Genomic DNA, 16,699 nt, shown 5'->3' with positions numbered 1-16,699 from the left:
TAACGTGGTAATTGCCATACCTGTCTTGTCACGCTTTTTCGTCAAAATGTTGACAGCGATTACATTGTGGCGTAAATTAGAAGATGATGATTTTATTACATCTGTAATTTTATAGTGAGAAAGGAAATTGCAATGGAATATCATAAAATAGATCAAACTGATCGTGAAAATTTAAGTAAATTTATTTCTGAGCCCGAACGGTTCATTACTAAACCAACTGAACACTGGGATCACGATCAGTTTAAGACTGTCAGAGCAATGCCGGAATTGGTAATTCAACCCGTAACTAACGATGAGGTTAAGAATGTGGTTAAATATGCCAGTGATCACAACATTCCACTAGTTCCACGCGGTAATTCAACTGGGTTAATGGGTGCCAATTTAAGTATTGATGGTGGTATTTCTCTCGACATGGTTAAAATGAACCGTGTACTTGAATATGATCCTGAGAGCTTGACAATGACTGTTCAAGCCGGAATCAGATTGAAGGACATTGAGGAATACTTGGCAGACAAGCCATTTACATATATGCCTGCACCTGCAATGCACTGGGCAACAATTGGTGGTAATATCTCAACTAATGCTGGTGGCTTAAAGGCGATTAAATACGGCGTTACTAGAGAGCATATCCGTGAATTAAAGGTAGTTTTGACTGATGGTAAGCTTTACAAACTTGGTTCTAAGGCAGTTAAGTCGGCTTCTGGCTATTCACTTAAAGATTTAATTATTGGTGCAGAAGGTACATTAGGTGTTGTTACCGAGGTAACTGTGCGTCTTTATCCAAAGCCACACAAGTCAATCAATGCAATTATTCCGTTCCCAACCTTAAATGACGCTATTAAATCTGTACCTGCAATCTTAAAATCTGGCGTTGTTCCAACAACCGTTGAATTTATGGGCCGTAAGGTAATCAACTTATGGGAAAAGTATGCTGGTGACCAATTCCCAATTAAGCATGGTGATGGCTTTATTATCGTTGGCCTTGACGCATTCACTGATGAAGAATTGAAGGCTGAATTGGAGCAAACTTTGGCTACTGTCAAAGACTTTAAGGCTGAAGAAGCAGTTGTTTTAAGTGCTGATTCTGCTGAAGCTAAGAAGATTTGGGCATGTCGCGAAGCATTGCTGCTAGCAATTCAGAAGTCAACACCAAAGATGGATGAAATCGACGTTTGTGTTCCAATTAACCACATTCCAGATGTTTTGAATAGAATTGAAGAATTAGAAACCGAATTGCATATTAGAATTCCAAACTTTGGTCACGCAGGCGACGGTAATTTGCACATTTATCTTTGCTCAGATGAAATGAATGATGAAGAATATGCCAAAACAAGTGAAAAGGTAATTAGTGAGTTGTACAAGACTGCTAAAGAACTTGACGGTAATATGTCTGGTGAACATGGTATTGGCTATGCTCGTGCTGGTTACTTCGAAGACTTCTACGGTCATGATTACACCGAATTATTGCGTAAGATTAAGACCTTATTTGATCCAAATGATGTTTTGAATCCAGGTAAAATTTTCAAAATGTAATTAATAAAACTAAAAAAACAAGTAGTCCAAGTTAATTTGGATTGCTTGTTTTTTTGAGTCTATTTATTTAACATGTAGTTACGAGTTAAGGGGAGATTTTTACCAGAAGGACCCTTGGTAATTAAATATTGAATGACGTCAATGTTACCAGATTCAAATGAGGCAGCACAGGCTTGTAAATATAGGTCCCACATTCGAGTAAACCGTTCACCCATCAACTTTTGAATTTGGTCACGATGCTGGTTAAAGTTTTTATCCCATATTTCCAGCGTGCGTTGGTAATGACGTCTAAGAATTTCAATGTCGTCAATTTGCATGTCGCTGGCAATAATGTGCTCAATGTTTTCGGTTAAGCCGGGAACATAACCACCTGGGAAAATGTACTTGTTAAGCCATGCATTAGTGGCACCGCCTTGCTGGCGGGTAATTCCGTGGATTAGTGCAACACCATCTTTTTTCAGATATTTGGCAACATCACTAAAGTACTGCGCCAGATTTTCCTTGCCCACATGCTCAAACATTCCGACAGAGGTAATGTAGTCCCACTGTTTGTCGCCAAGTTCGCGGTAATCTTCCAGCTTGACCTCGGCCACATCTTGCAAATTCTGATCGAAGATTTTCTTCTGCACTAATTTGTATTGTTCTTCGCTAAGCGTCACGCCAGTTACCTTTAGGCCGTATTCTTTAGCAGCTGTGAGCATTAGAGTGCCCCACCCGCAACCGATATCTAAGAGCGTTTTGCCTTTTTCGGGATGTAATTTATTTAAAATATGATGAATCTTAGCAATTTGCGCCTGCTCAAGATTATCTTGATTGTCCCCAGTAAAGTAAGCGCAAGAATACGTTAATGTGGGGTCAAGCCATAATTCATAGAAGTCGTTACCAATATCGTAATGGCTTTGGACGTCTTTTTCACTTTGTTCCTCGGTGTGTTTTTGTTCTGGTAAAAATTTACGAAATTTATTTGACCGCAAAAAGCTGCCCGAACTTTCGTAGGCACCACAAATTAATTTTTGCAAGCTACCCTTGACTTCGATTTTCTTGTCCATGTAAGCTTCACCTAATGCTAAAGAAGCATTGCGAGAAATTGCGGTAACTGGAATTTTTTCATTAAAAATAATTTCAATGTCTGGATTACCATTACCGTAAATTTCACTCTTGCCGTCCCAATAGGTAACCTTAATCGGAAACGGGAACGACCTACTGAGCATCATTTTGTAAAAAGTTTTTTCTAACAACTTAAAATACCTCCATTCAAATATATTTATCTTAACACTAACAAAAAAGATTGAACTCTTAATTGAACTCAATCTTTTTTATTTGGCAACGTAATGAAAATCGGGATTGTGCTCGGCATCAATCTGATCCCAAACCTTTTGCAAACGCTCATCAAATGCGGCTTCATTTTCATGGCTTAATTTCATTTTTCGATCAACTTGAATTGGATTACCAAAGCACACATCAAGTGGTTGGCGTTTTAATAAATTGCCAAAAGTTAGCGGCCCTTGGTAAACGACAGGGACAATTGGCTTACCCGATAATTTGGCAATTGCCAATGTCCCAGCCTTAAGTTCAGTGGAGTGTCTTGTGCCTGATGGGAAAATAATTAGGGAAAAGTTGCCATTTCTTAAGCCCTTAATTGGAATTTTTAATGCTGACGGGCCGGGATTTTTGCGGTCAACAGCAAAAGCATGTGCGTGAGTCATGATAAACCGTAAAATTGGATTTTTAAATAATTCAATTTTAGCCATGAACATAAATTCCTTGGGGCTAGCGGCTAAAGCAAATAAAATTGGTTCCCACCAAGTCCGGTGTGGGGCGGCTAAGATATAGTTACCTTCAGGGATGCGTTCTTTATGATAAACATGTAAATGACCGTTAAGGATCCAAACAATAAATCGCGCAACTACGCGAATAAAATGATAAAACATGATTAAACTCCTCCAATTGTTGTAAAATATTATAACAAAGCTCGGTGAAAGGACAAAATTTTATGGTGAAATTGGCAGATAGTGAACGAATTGATTATATGTATAGTGATGATTTGAGGATTATTCAGGATAAAACCGCGTTTAGTTTTTCATTAGATACTTTGCTTTTGGCATCACTAGCTAAAGAGGCAGTTCGGGATCGGTCAAAAGTTGCTGACTTGTGTGCTGGCAATTGCGCCGCCAGTATGTATATGGCGTATTTTAACCGGGCAAAGTACGATGCAGTGGAAATTCAGGAGGAGGCTGCATCGCAAGCTCGGCGTTCGATTGAGCTTAACCAGATGGAAAATAGAATAACCGTTTTTCAAAAAAATGTTAAGGACGTGGCCAAGTTCTTACGTAAGGATTCTTATGATGTCGTGGTTGTTAACCCGCCATATTTTAAGGTGCCCGCGGGTCATGAAATTAATCCTGATCCAAAAAAGGCAATTGCGCGGCATGAAATTTTAATTAATCTTGAAGAAATAATTGAGGCTGCCAGTAGTCTGCTAAAGATGAAAGGGAAGATGTTTATGGTGCATCGGCCCGAGAGATTGAATGAAATTGCCTATTTTTGCATGAAGCATGACTTGAGCATTAAGTTTGTGCAGCCCTTTGTTTCGCACCGCGGAGATAACAGTAATTTAATCGTCATTGAGGCAGTTAAGCATACAGCTAGCGATGGTTTGATCTTAAGGGATGCAATTGAAGTTCATGATCAGAATGGAGAATTTTTGCCGACAATTCAACGTATTATCCGCGAAACCCCAGAAGAAAGGGCTAAGCGACAAAAAAGTAAGGATTATTTCTTTTACGTCTTATTATGCAGCGATGGTAGTTTTTATGGCGGCTTTACAGATGACTTGAAAAAGCGTCTGGCAGCCCATAACTTAGGTAAGGGCGCCAAGTATACTAAGGTCAGACGACCGGTTAAAATGATTTATCACGAAAGATTCGCTGATAAGAATTTGGCACTGAAGAGAGAATACTGGTTCAAGCACCATCCAAGACAATGGAAAGAAAAATTTCTGCATGAACATGCAGTTGATTTTTAGTCTTGCATCTTAAGCTAAAATTTAGTATTCTATTATGGTGTGCTGAATATGGCACGCAGGTAAAACACATCAAGAGCAATCAATATTTTGGTGCCAAACACTTGGCGAAATGTTGAAATGACCGCTTGAGAGGATTAAAAACCATAGGAGGAATTTATTATGTCAGTAGTTTCAATGAAACAATTACTTGAAGCTGGTGTCCACTTCGGTCACCAAACTAGAAGATGGGATCCAAAGATGGCTCCTTACATTTTTACTCAAAGAAATGGTATCTACATCATTGACTTGCAAAAGACAATCAAGATGTTAGACGATGCTTACGCTTTTGTTAGAGCCGTTGCTCAAGATGGTGGCGTTATTCTTTTTGTAGGTACTAAGAAGCAAGCCCAAGATTCTATTGCTGAAGAAGCAACTCGTGCTGGTCAATACTTCGTTAATCAACGTTGGTTAGGTGGTACTTTGACTAACTGGAAGACTATCCAAAGCCGAGTACAAAGATTAAAGGATTTAAAGAAGATGTCAGAAGACGGTACTTTTGAAGTACTGCCAAAGAAGGAAGCTTCACTTTTGACTAAGGAAATGGACAAGCTTGAAAGATTCTTAGGTGGTATCGAAGATATGCCTAGAATCCCAGATGTTTTATTCGTAGTTGATCCTAAGAAGGAAAAGATTGCCGTTCACGAAGCTAACATTTTAGGTATTCCAGTTGTTGCAATGGTTGACACTAATACTGACCCAACTCCAGTTGACGTTGTAATTCCTTCAAACGATGATGCTATCCGTGCTATTCGCCTTATTTCAGGTGCGATGGCTGACGCAGTTATCGAAGGCAAGCAAGGTCAAGACGATGACGACGAAAGCGTTGAAGTTGAAATGGCTAATGGTGCTGCTGACGGTGAAAGTGTTGAAGAAGCAGAAACTACTGAAGAAGATTCAGACAACGAATAATTACTGTTTCTAACTAGGAGGACACATCAATGGCAAATATTACTGCTAAGCAAGTTAAAGAATTACGTGATCGTACCGGTGCTGGTATGATGGACTCCAAGAAGGCTTTAGTAAAGGCTGATGGAGACATTGAAAAGGCAATTGATATTTTAAGAGAAAATGGTGTTGCTAAGGCTGCTAAGAAATCCGGAAGAATTGCTGCTGAAGGTTTAGCTGAATATGCATTTAACGACAACACTGCTGCTTTAGTTGAAATCAATTCAGAAACTGACTTTGTTTCTTCAAATGACAAGTTCATTAAATTAGTCGATGATGTTACTAAAGCAATCCTTGCCGCTAAGCCTGCTAATGTTGAAGAAGCATTAAAGGCTCCAATGGGTGACTCAACAATTGGTGAAGAAATTACCAACTTGACTGCTGTTATCGGCGAAAAGATCACTTTGAGAAGATTTGACTTAGTAACTAAGAACGATGATGAAGTATTTGGTGCCTACAAGCATAATGGTGGCTCAATCGTTGCTCTTGTTACCTTAAAGGGTGACAGCGAAGAAGCAGCTAAAAACATCGCTATGCACGTAGCTGCAATTAATCCAGAATACTTAAACAAGGATTCTGTACCAAAGGCTGATTTTGACCGGCAAAAAGATGTCTTCACTAAGGAAACTGAAAATGAAGGCAAGCCTGCTAAGATTATTCCTAAGATCGTTGAAGGTCGTGTAAACAAGTACTTAAGTGAAATTTGTTTAGTTGACCAACCATACGTTAAGGATTCTGATAAGACTGTTGCTGAATATGCTAAGTCAGAAGGCTGTGAAGTTGTTGGTTATACCCGTTACGAAGTTGGCGAAGGTATTGAAAAGAAGCAAGAAGACTTTGCTGCTGAAGTAAAAGAACAAATGAAGTAATTTATTTGTTAGTTAAAAAGAGAGGGTAACTACCTTCTCTTTTTTTCTGGAAAAAATCGTTGTCTTTTATTTTGTGGTCGGACAATTTAATGTTTAATATGGTAAAATATTTAGATGATGAGGAGGTCACTATGACTAAAGTTAAATATAAGCGTGTTATTTTGAAAATTTCCGGTGAAGCCCTCGCTGGTGATAAGGGGACAGGAATTGACCCCACAGTGATCGGTCATTTGGCTCAAGAAATCAAATCAGTTCACGATTTAGGCGTTGATATTGGTATTGTCTGCGGTGGCGGTAATATGTGGCGCGGTGAAACTGGTGAAAAACTAGGCATGGAGCGCTCACAAGCTGACTACATGGGAATGCTTGCAACCATTATGAATGGTTTAGCTCTTCAAGATGGTTTAGAACATGTTGGCGTGCCAACCAGATTACAGACCTCAATTGAAATGCGGCAAATTGCAGAGCCGTATATCAGAAGAAAGGCAATTCGGCACTTAGAAAAGGGGCGCGTTGTAATTATGGGTGGTGGCACAGGTAACCCATACTTTTCAACTGATACAACAGCTGCACTGCGTGCTGCTGAAATTAATGCTGACGTTATTTTAATGGCGAAAAATGGTGTTGACGGGGTTTACTCTGCTGATCCAAAGCTTGATCCTAATGCTAAGAAGTATCGGGAATTAACGCAGCTTGATTTAATCGCTAAAGATTTAAAAGTAATGGATCGAACGGCAAGCTCGCTTTCAATGGATACGAACATACCGCTGATTGTGTTTAACGTTAATACTGAAGGTAATATTAAGAAGGCAGTCATGGGTGAACCAATTGGTACTGTTATTGAAGGTGGTAAATAATGAATAACGAAACAATAAAAAAAGCCCAAGAAAATATGGACAAATCAATTACGGTTTTTCAAAAAAATCTTGGTTCAATTCGAGCTGGTGTTGCTAATGCCGCAATTTTGGAAAATGTTAAGGTTGACTATTATGGTGCGCCAACTCCGCTGACGCAAATGTCAAGTGTAACTATCCCAGAACCACGCGTTTTGCTAATTACACCATATGACCAAAGCAGTTTAGACAATATCGAGCACGCATTGCTTGCTTCCAACTTGGGTTTAACTCCGGCCAATGACGGCAAGGTAATTAGATTAGTCATTCCACAATTAACTGGTGAAAGACGTCAAGAAATTGCCAAGCAAGTTAATAAATTAGCTGAAGAAGCTAAAATTGCGGTTAGAAATGTTCGCCGTGATGCAATGAACAGCCTTAAGAAGCAACAAAAAGATGATGAAATTACCGAAGATGAGCAACGTAATTTAGAAAAGCAAGTTCAAAAGGCCACTGACAATGCAACTAAGAAGATTGATGAAGTAGCTGACAAAAAGCGGACTGAAATTACTAAAGGTTAATGGCAGAATGGCAGAAAAAAATCAATTAAATCATCTTGCGATTATTATGGATGGCAATGGTCGTTGGGCACGCCGTCAAGGCAAGCCTCGTGTTGCTGGTCATCATGAGGGGATGAATAATGTTGAGCGAATTACATTAGCTGCTGATAAGCTAGGTATTAAAATTTTGTCGCTTTACGCATTTTCAACTGAAAATTGGGCCCGTCCAAAAGAGGAAGTTGCTTATTTGATGAATTTGCCGGTTCGCTTTTTTGACAAATTTATGCCGACGTTAATGGTGAATAATGTTAAAGTGAACATTATGGGTTATTTAGATGAATTGCCACCTAAAACCTATAATGTTGTTCGGCGAGCAATGGCAGAAACCGCCAATAATACTGGCTTAATCTTAAACTTTGCGTTTAATTACGGCTCACGCAGCGAAATTACTTCAGCTGTTAAAGAGTTGGGCGGCATGATTGAAAGTGGCGCGATTTCCAGCGAGCAAATTGATGAAGAAATGATTTCAGAGCGCTTAATGACGGCAAAATTTGGTGCTTTTCGTGATCCTGATTTACTAATTAGGACTTCAGGTGAGCAACGACTTTCTAATTTCTTGCTTTGGCAATTGGCTTATTCTGAATTGGCATTTAGCCCGAAGAATTGGCCTGACTTCAATGAAGCCGATCTGCAAAAATTCGTAAGTGAGTTTCAAAATCGTCACCGCCGTTTTGGCAAGGTTGATGAATCAGATAGTTAGGTAGTTTATATGAAACAACGTGTTATTACAGCAGTTATTGCTTTAATTTTATTTATTCCTATTGTTTATGTTGGTGGTCTTTGGATGGACTGGCTGACTGTGGCTTTTGCGGCAGTTGGGATCAGTGAAATTTTCCTGATGAAGAAACAAATTTTAGTGTCAATTAATTTTTTATTGGCATTATTAGCAACAATTATTTGGGCAGTTCCAGATTCGTTCATTAAGGGGATGCCGTGGCACTGGTCAAAGTACGGCATGTATTTTGCTATTATTATGCTAATGCTGACATGGACAGTTTTATCAAAGAATAAAACGACCTTTGATGATGTTGGTGTCTATACCTTGTCGTCATTATATATTGGAACTGGTTTTCACTATATGGCGGCTATCAGAAACAGCAATAACGGGTTGGCACTTTTGTGCTATGTCTTTGTTGTTGTGTGGTTAACTGATACTGGTGCATACATGATTGGTCGTCAGATTGGTAAGCATAAGTTATGGCCAGTAATTAGTCCCAATAAAACTTGGGAAGGTTCAATTGGGGGCACAATTTGTGCCGTTATTTGCGCAGCAATTTACGTATACTGCGTTCAAGTGGGCTACCCACAAATGCAAATGATTATCATTGCCTTTTTCCTTTCAATTGTTGGACAAATGGGCGACTTAGTGGAATCTGCTTATAAGCGTTATTATGGTGTAAAGGATTCTGGCAAAATTTTGCCGGGACACGGTGGTATTTTGGACCGGTTCGACAGTATGCTATTTGTATTACCAGTAGTTGCTGCCTTGTTAGGAATTATGCACTAGGAGAATTCTATTGAAGGGCATACTAATCTTTTTAGTCGTATTCGGCATTCTTGTTTTTGTTCACGAATTTGGGCACTTTATTGTTGCTAAAAAATGCGGTATTTTGGTGCGGGAATTTTCAATTGGGATGGGTCCGAAGCTTTTTCAAGTACGGCGTAATCCGACTACTTACACAATTCGGTGGTTGCCGTTAGGTGGCTATGTGCGGTTAGCAAGTAAAGATGATGAAACCAAATTAGATCCTGGAATGACGGTTATCTTACAGTTGAATGATCAAAATGAGATCGTTAAAATCGATGCTTCAGAATCTGATGTTCCAATTGAAGGTGTTCCCGTTCAAGTGACTAAGTCTGACTTGGTTGATGAGTTGTTCATCACTGGTTACGAAAATGGCGATGAAGAAAAGCAAGTTACATATCGCGTTAATCATGATGCAACGATAATTGACCAATCTAAGACTGAGTTAGTAATTGCCCCGCGTGATACCCAATTTCAGCAGGCCAATGTTTGGCAAAAATTAGCTACTAACATTGCTGGCCCGTTAATGAATATTATTTTGGGATTTGTTGTTTTTTTGATCTGGACATTTACGGTTCCCGGTCCAGCAACAACTACTGTTGGTCAAGTTACGCCGGGATCACCTGCACAGATTGCCAAAATTACGCCGGGTTCCAAATTTGTTGCGATTAATGGTCACCATACGTCTTCATTTGACGATCTTGCAACGCAAGTGGATCGGAGTAAAGGTAAGACGATTGCTATTACTTTACTTAAGAATGGTCAAAAAGAAACTGTCAAGGTGAAACCAAAAGCAGTAAAGCAGCAGGGACAAACGAGTTACCAAATTGGAATTTTGGCCCGCAGTGATGATCGTGCTAATGTAAAACTTAAGCGCGGCTGGGATATTGCTGTTTCTACCACTGGTTTGATTTTTAATGCTGTTGGCGGATTATTTAGACACTTCAGTTTAAATAAATTATCTGGTCCAGTTGGTATTTATTCGGAAACATCGCAGGTTTCCAAAATGGGTTTTTCATACATTCTTGCCTTTTTAGCAATGATTTCAATCAATTTAGGAATTGTCAATCTAATTCCAATTCCTGGTCTTGATGGTGGTAAATTCTTGCTTAATATTATTGAAATTATCCGCAGAAAGCCAATTTCTGAGGACCACGAAGCAATGGTTGAACTGATTGGTTTTGGCTTATTGTTAGTTCTAATTATTGCAGTTACTGGTAATGATATTTATCGTTACTTTATTAAATAGAAAATTTTTATTTTTCTTGGGAGAAAATTAATGCGTCAATCTAAATTATTTATGCCGACATTGAAAGAGGCACCTTCTGATGCTGTGGCTAAAAGTCATCAGTTAATGTTGCGTGGTGGTTATATTCGCCAAGTTACAGCTGGAGTTTATGCATATTTGCCATTAGGCTACCGCGTTTTACGCAAGGCTGAAAACATTATGGAAGAAGAAATGGCCAAGATTAACGTGCCAGAAATGTCAATGCCACATTTTCTGCCAGCTTCACTCTGGGAAGAATCTGGTCGTTTGCAAAAATATGGTCCAGAAATGTTCCGTCTAAAGGACCGTCATGGTCGTGAAAGTATTTTGGGGCCAACTCACGAGGAAACTTTTACTGAGATTGTCGCTAAAAATATTAAGAGTTACAAGCAAATGCCAATCGCACTGTACCAAATCCAAACTAAGTACCGTGATGAAAACCGGCCTCGATTTGGTCTATTGCGCGGACGTGAATTTATCATGCTTGATGCATACAGTTTTGCGGCAACACGGGATCAACTTGATGAACAATTTGATGATGAAAAACGTGCTTTTGAAGCAATTTATCGTCGTTGTGGTGTTCAAGTAAACCCAGTAATCGCCGACTCAGGCACAATGGGTGGTAAAAACTCAACCGAATTTCAAGCACCAGCTGCAATTGGTGAAGATACAATTGCAACCAATGAAACTGGTACTTATTCAGCTAACCTTGAGATGGCAGTGAGTGACGATACATTTAAGCAAGACCCAGAAGAATTGCAAGCAATGACTGAAGTTGCAACTCCTGATCAGGAAACAATTGCTGACTTAGTTGACTTTATGAACGTACCGGCTACCAGAATTGTTAAGAGTGTCCTTTATATTGTCGATGAAAAAGAGCACGTGCTAGTTTTAATTCGCGGTGATAAGAAAGTAAATGAAATCAAATTGACCCATTTACTTGATGCTGATTCTTTGCGAGTAGCAACCGACGAAGAATTACAGGCGATTACTGGTGCTGCGAAGGGCGGCGTAGGCCCAGTTAATGCTGATTGGGCTGATAAGATTGTTGCTGATAATACAGTGAAAGGTCTTTACAATGTTGTTGTTGGTGCCAATAAGACTGGTTACCAATTGAAGAATGCTAACCTTAACCGAGACTTCAAAGTTGAGCAATTTGGTGATATTCGAGTTGCTAATGAGGGCGAACCTGACCCAGTTGACCACTTACCATTGAAATTTACAACCTCAATTGAAGTTGGCCACATTTTCAAGCTTGGAACTTACTACACTGAGACCATGGGTGCTGATTTCTTAGATCAGAATGGTAAAACTCAACCAGTAATCATGGGTTCATACGGAATTGGTGTGACTAGAATGTTATCAGCAGTTGTTGAACAGCACGCAACTAAATTTGGGATTGCTTGGCCTAAAGAAATTGCACCATTTGCAGTGCACATTGTTCAAATGAAGATGAAGGACGATACTCAAACCAAGTTGGCTGAAGAATTAGAACAAAAATACAGTACTAATTACGATGTTTTATATGATGACCGTAATGAACGTGCTGGTGTTAAATTTGCCGATGCCGATTTGGTTGGTGCGCCAATTCGAATTACGATTGGTAAAAAAGCTAGTGAAGGCATCGTTGAAGTTAAACGCCCAACTGATGACAAAGCTAGTGAAGTTACAGTTGCTGAATTAGATAGTTTTGTAAATAAAGAGTTAGGATAATTTTTCGTGACTGATAAAAACAAACTTTTCTTACATCTTTTAGAGCAAATTCATTTTCCGGAACAATTCGCGGATAATGATTTGCTTCAAAAGGGTGAAATTGAGAACGTGGATGTATACGCTAAAGAACATAAGTGGGATATCCATGTTCTTTTTACTACTCCGCTAAAATTTGAAACTTATGCGGCTTTGAATAAGGCAATTAACGCGAGCTTTGCTTCTTTTGTTAAAACGCGGCTTTTTATTCGAACTGAAGATGGTGCTGATGATTATCTAACAGATTATTGGCACTATGTCGTACAGAATTCGGACTTTTTGCAGCCGGTTGCTCGTGAGTTAATTTCCAGCCATAAGCCTAAAAAAGAAGATGGGCGTTGGATTATTCCCGTTGATAATTTAGTGGTTGATGGCTTAATTGAACAAAAAATGTTGGATCAGCTAGCAGAAGAAATGCGTGACTTTGGTTTCTTTAACCTAAAATTTGTAACGCAGCTTGACGAACAAAACACGCAAAGCAATTTGGCTAGTCTGCAGCAGTTGCAAGAGCAACATGAGCAGAGCATGCAGGAAGCCTATAATGCGGCGCCGTCTAAAGAAAGGCCAAAGCCGCAGGCTTATCCAACTAAGAAGACACGTTATGGCAACCGTAAGCTTGATGAAAGTCTGCCAATTACGCAAATTAAAGATGTAGTTGATGGTACTAGAAATGTCGTTATCGAAGGTAATATTTTTAATACTGAAAGTCGGGAATTAAAGTCCGGCGCAATTATTTTTACCGGTGAAATTACAGATTATAGCGACTCAATTTCTTTTAAAAAGTTTGTTTCTGATAAAGAACAAATTAAGAGTGTTTCAGAATTGAAGCCAGGTACTTGGGCTAAAATGCAGGGTTCAGCTGCTGATGACCAATGGCAACACGATGTTGTCTTTAATATTTCTAGTTTTGAAGTTGTTGAGCATGTTGGGCGAACCGAAGAATATCAAGGTGAAGAAAAACGTGTTGAGCTGCATTTGCACACTAATATGAGTCAACTTGATGCTACTAATACGGCAACAGACTTTATTCTTGCTGCTAAAAAGTTTGGCCAAAAGGCGATTGCAATTACTGACCACGCTGATGTTCAATCATTTCCTGAAGCATATAATGTTGGTAAGAAAAACGGGATTAAGATTGTTTATGGCGTTGAAGCCAACATGATTGACGATCATGCGCTGCTTGTATTAAATCCGGCACCAATGACTTATGAAAACCGCGAATTTGTTATTTTTGATGTGGAAACCACGGGTCTATCATCGGTTTACGACACAATTATTGAAATTGGAGCCGTCAAGATGAAAGACGGCGAAGTCATTGAGCGTTTTGATAAGTTTATTAATCCTCACCACCCGTTAAGTGAGCAAACAATTAATTTAACTTCGATTACTGACGAGCAGGTTGGGGCAGCTGACGATGAGGCGGTTGTTATTAAACAATTTCAAGATTTTTATGGCGAGCGGCCTTTATGTGGGCACAACGTTCAGTTTGATGTTGGCTTTGTTAATGCAGCACTAAGAAGAACTGGTCTTCAAGAGATTACACAGCCAGTTGTCGATACACTAGAAGTATCGCGCTTGTTGCACCCAGAACAAACCCGGCATACACTGGATTCGCTAGCTAAAAAGTACAATGTCGTCTTGGAACATCACCACCGTGCTAATCAGGATGCAGAAGCAACAGGTTATTTGATGTTTAAGCTGCTTGATGCATTTAATGCCAAGTTTGATGAAGATGACCTAGGCAAGATGAATGATTACGCTGCTCATGGTCAGGTCTTTAAGCGGGCGCGGCCGTCACACATGACGATTTTGGCTAAAAATCAGGCGGGACTTAAAAACATGTACCGTTTAATTTCAATAGCCAGCACCAAAGACTTTTATCGGATACCACGGACACCTAAGTCAGACTTAGCGCAATATCATGAAGGCTTATTATATGGTTCTGGTTGTTTGCAAGGTGATGTCTTTGTTGCCATGATGCAAAAGGGTTATGATGAGGCCCGTAAAAAGGCCAAGTTTTATGATTATCTTGAGGTTCAACCACCTGCAAATTATGCGCAAATGATTGTGGACCACTTGATTAGCGATGAAGCAGAGTTAGAAGAGATTTTGACCAATATTTATAAGTTGGGTAAGGAATTAAATAAGCCGGTTGTGGCTACGGGGGATGCCCATTATGTTGAAAAGCATGATGCTATTTACCGCACAATTTTAATTTCTGCGCAGCGAAGTAATCCTGATCGCAACAAAACGCAGCCTGACCTACACTTTTATACCACGCAAGAGATGCTTAATGCCTTTAGTTTTCTTGGTGAAGAAGCTGCTAAAGAGATTGTCATTACCAATCCGAATAAGATCGCGGCAGCAACTGAGGAGATTGCACCCATCAAGGATGGACTGTTCCCACCGCACATTGATAATGCCGATGAAGAAATGAAGCGGTTGACTTACGATAAGGCTTATGAGCTCTATGGCCAGCCACTACCAAAAATCGTCCAAGACCGTTTGGAAATGGAATTAAACTCAATTATTTCCAATGGTTATGCAGTTATTTACTTGATTTCACAGCGGTTAGTTGCCAAGTCTAACAAAGATGGCTACCTAGTTGGCTCGCGAGGGTCCGTTGGTTCAAGTCTGGTTGCAACCATGTCAGGAATTACGGAAGTTAATCCGTTGGCGCCACATTACCGCTGTCCAAAGTGTAAATATTCCAAGTTCTTTGAGAATGGTGAATATGGCTCAGGCTATGATTTGCCTGATAAAAAATGCCCAAAATGTGGTGCTGAACTAGTCAAAGATGGGCAGGATATTCCGTTTGCTACTTTCTTGGGCTTTCACGGTGATAAGGTTCCCGATATTGATTTGAACTTTTCGGGTGACTATCAGCCAGTGGCGCATAACTTTATTCGAGTCATGTTTGGGCCGGATAATTCTTATCGGGCTGGGACAATTGCCACGGTGGCGGACAAGACCGCGTATGGTTATGCCAAACATTATGACGAAGAACAAGAGTTGAACCTGCGTGGTGCCGAGCTTGACAGATTAGCTGCTGGTGTCAGTGGTGTTAAACGAACAACTGGACAGCACCCCGCGGGAATTGTTGTTGTGCCTGATGATATGGACATTTATGATTTTACACCTGTGCAATATCCTGCCGATGATGTCAATGCGGCGTGGTTGACGACGCACTTTGACTTCCATTCCATTCATGATAATATCTTGAAGTTTGATATTCTGGGGCACGATGACCCGACGATGATCAGAATGTTGCAGGACTTATCAGGAATTGATCCATTGACAATTCCACCTGATGATCCGGGTGTCATGTCGCTGTTTTCTAGTCCGAAGATTTTGGGTGTCAAGCCAGAACAAATTCAATCAGAAACGGGTACCTTAGGCGTTCCAGAGTTTGGTACTAGATTTGTTCGGGGGATGCTTGAAGAGACTAAACCAACGACTTTTTCAGAATTATTGCAGATTTCTGGACTGTCACATGGTACTGATGTGTGGCTCGGAAACGCCGAGGAATTGATTAATGACGGTACTTGCAAGCTGAAGAACGTAATTGGTTGTCGGGACAACATTATGATGGACTTGATTCACTGGGGTGTTAAGCCAGAAGTTGCCTTTTCGACAATGGAATCTGTGCGTCATGGTCGCGGAATTAGCGACGATGACATGGCTGTCTTGAAGAAAAATGACAAGATTCCGAACTGGTATATCCCGTCATGTCTTAAAATCAAGTATATGTTCCCGAAGGCGCACGCTACTGCCTACATTTTAATGGCGCTGCGGATTGCGTGGTTCAAGGTTTACTATCCCGAGATTTATTACACGGCTTACTTCTCAGTGCGGGCTGACTTATTCGACTTGGTTGCGATGAGCCATGGTAAAAATACGGTCAAAAAGGCAATGGCCGACATTCAAGACAAGGGTAATGATGCTTCTGCTAAAGACAAGAGTTTATTGACGGTGCTTGAGATTGCTAATGAGTGTCTGGAGCGAGGAATTAAGATTAAGATGGTTGACATCAACCAGTCAGAAGCAACTAATTTTAAGATTCTTGACCAACACACGATTTTAGCGCCATTCAATGCCGTACCCGGACTTGGTAATAACGCGGCTAAACAAATTGTTGCAGCTCGTGCTGAGCAAAAATTCTTGTCAAAAGAAGATTTGTCTAAGCGCGGTAAAGTTTCGCAAACAATTATGGACTATTTAGAAGACAATGGCGTTCTGGAAGGGATGCCTGACCAAAATCAATTGTCATTATTTGATATTTAATATAAGAAAA

13 protein-coding genes are annotated in these 16,699 nt (G+C 40.0%); 11 read left to right on the top strand and 2 right to left on the bottom strand.

From position 1 onward, the window contains the following. Window positions 1-132: 132 nt before the first annotated feature. Entirely contained in the window at window positions 133-1,533 is a 1,401-nt protein-coding gene (locus OZX76_RS06050) for an FAD-binding oxidoreductase (RefSeq protein ID WP_277178709.1), read from the top strand. Window positions 1,534-1,592: 59 nt separating this feature from the next. On the opposite strand, the gene OZX76_RS06045 is transcribed toward OZX76_RS06050, so the two are convergent. Both OZX76_RS06045 and OZX76_RS06040 read right to left on the bottom strand, forming a co-directional pair. Next, window positions 1,593-2,771: a cyclopropane-fatty-acyl-phospholipid synthase family protein gene (locus OZX76_RS06045; protein WP_277178707.1), complete on the bottom strand. Its 1,179-nt coding sequence runs from the start codon at window positions 2,769-2,771 to the stop codon at window positions 1,593-1,595. A gap of 78 nt (window positions 2,772-2,849) precedes the next feature. Next, complete coding sequence (locus OZX76_RS06040) at window positions 2,850-3,464, bottom strand: 1-acyl-sn-glycerol-3-phosphate acyltransferase (RefSeq protein WP_277178705.1); 615 nt, start codon at window positions 3,462-3,464, stop codon at window positions 2,850-2,852. Between the two features lie 62 nt (window positions 3,465-3,526). Between OZX76_RS06040 and OZX76_RS06035 the strand changes: the two genes are divergently transcribed. The 10 genes from OZX76_RS06035 (at window position 3,527) to OZX76_RS05990 (ending at window position 16,689) form a co-directional block, all read left to right on the top strand. Next, the gene (locus OZX76_RS06035) at window positions 3,527-4,558 is read left to right on the top strand and encodes a GIY-YIG nuclease family protein (protein ID WP_277178703.1); all 1,032 of its coding nucleotides are present in this window, start codon (window positions 3,527-3,529) and stop codon (window positions 4,556-4,558) included. Between the two features lie 159 nt (window positions 4,559-4,717). Continuing rightward, on the top strand, window positions 4,718-5,506 hold the full coding sequence (gene rpsB, locus OZX76_RS06030; RefSeq protein ID WP_277178701.1) for a 30S ribosomal protein S2: 789 nt from the start codon (window positions 4,718-4,720) through the stop codon (window positions 5,504-5,506). Between the two features lie 29 nt (window positions 5,507-5,535). Next, window positions 5,536-6,411 carry a translation elongation factor Ts gene (gene tsf, locus OZX76_RS06025; protein WP_277178700.1) on the top strand — a complete coding sequence of 292 codons (876 nt, stop codon included), beginning with the start codon at window positions 5,536-5,538 and terminating at the stop codon, window positions 6,409-6,411. A gap of 131 nt (window positions 6,412-6,542) precedes the next feature. Next, window positions 6,543-7,268: a UMP kinase gene (gene pyrH / locus OZX76_RS06020; protein WP_277178698.1), complete on the top strand. Its 726-nt coding sequence runs from the start codon at window positions 6,543-6,545 to the stop codon at window positions 7,266-7,268. Next, window positions 7,268-7,825 carry a ribosome recycling factor gene (gene frr, locus OZX76_RS06015; protein ID WP_277142239.1) on the top strand — a complete coding sequence of 186 codons (558 nt, stop codon included), beginning with the start codon at window positions 7,268-7,270 and terminating at the stop codon, window positions 7,823-7,825. Before pyrH ends, frr begins: the two co-directional genes overlap by 1 nt. 7 nt (window positions 7,826-7,832) lie before the next feature. Then, a complete protein-coding gene (locus tag OZX76_RS06010) occupies window positions 7,833-8,564 on the top strand; it encodes an isoprenyl transferase (protein WP_277178696.1) in 732 nt (243 codons plus the stop codon). A gap of 9 nt (window positions 8,565-8,573) precedes the next feature. Further along, entirely contained in the window at window positions 8,574-9,371 is a 798-nt protein-coding gene (locus OZX76_RS06005) for a phosphatidate cytidylyltransferase (RefSeq protein ID WP_277133660.1), read from the top strand. Window positions 9,372-9,381: 10 nt separating this feature from the next. Continuing rightward, on the top strand, window positions 9,382-10,638 hold the full coding sequence (gene rseP / locus OZX76_RS06000; RefSeq protein ID WP_277178694.1) for an RIP metalloprotease RseP: 1,257 nt from the start codon (window positions 9,382-9,384) through the stop codon (window positions 10,636-10,638). Window positions 10,639-10,668: 30 nt separating this feature from the next. Beyond that, window positions 10,669-12,369, top strand: coding sequence for a proline--tRNA ligase (locus OZX76_RS05995; protein ID WP_277178692.1), 1,701 nt, complete (start codon window positions 10,669-10,671; stop codon window positions 12,367-12,369). A 6-nt stretch (window positions 12,370-12,375) separates the two neighbouring features. Then, a complete protein-coding gene (locus tag OZX76_RS05990) occupies window positions 12,376-16,689 on the top strand; it encodes a PolC-type DNA polymerase III (RefSeq protein ID WP_277178690.1) in 4,314 nt (1,437 codons plus the stop codon). Window positions 16,690-16,699 lie beyond the last annotated feature (10 nt).

It is taken from the genome of Lactobacillus sp. ESL0677 (assembly GCF_029392875.1).
Lineage (GTDB): Bacteria > Bacillota > Bacilli > Lactobacillales > Lactobacillaceae > Lactobacillus.
The sequence above is the reverse complement of the archived record's forward strand: the minus strand, read 5'-3'. Positions and strand labels throughout refer to the sequence as shown.

Excerpts from the sequence above, each read along its gene's own strand:
- OZX76_RS06005 (WP_277133660.1), top strand. The coding sequence starts at position 8,574 with ATGAAACAACGTGTTATTACAGCAGTTATTGCTTTAATTTTATTTATT.
- tsf (WP_277178700.1), top strand. The coding sequence starts at position 5,536 with ATGGCAAATATTACTGCTAAGCAAGTTAAAGAATTACGTGATCGTACC.
- OZX76_RS06050 (WP_277178709.1), top strand. The coding sequence starts at position 133 with ATGGAATATCATAAAATAGATCAAACTGATCGTGAAAATTTAAGTAAA.
- pyrH (WP_277178698.1), top strand. The coding sequence starts at position 6,543 with ATGACTAAAGTTAAATATAAGCGTGTTATTTTGAAAATTTCCGGTGAA.
- OZX76_RS06010 (WP_277178696.1), top strand. The coding sequence starts at position 7,833 with ATGGCAGAAAAAAATCAATTAAATCATCTTGCGATTATTATGGATGGC.
- OZX76_RS05995 (WP_277178692.1), top strand. The coding sequence starts at position 10,669 with ATGCGTCAATCTAAATTATTTATGCCGACATTGAAAGAGGCACCTTCT.
- rpsB (WP_277178701.1), top strand. The coding sequence starts at position 4,718 with ATGTCAGTAGTTTCAATGAAACAATTACTTGAAGCTGGTGTCCACTTC.
- OZX76_RS06035 (WP_277178703.1), top strand. The coding sequence starts at position 3,527 with ATGGTGAAATTGGCAGATAGTGAACGAATTGATTATATGTATAGTGAT.
- frr (WP_277142239.1), top strand. The coding sequence starts at position 7,268 with ATGAATAACGAAACAATAAAAAAAGCCCAAGAAAATATGGACAAATCA.
- OZX76_RS06040 (WP_277178705.1), bottom strand. The coding sequence starts at position 3,464 with ATGTTTTATCATTTTATTCGCGTAGTTGCGCGATTTATTGTTTGGATC.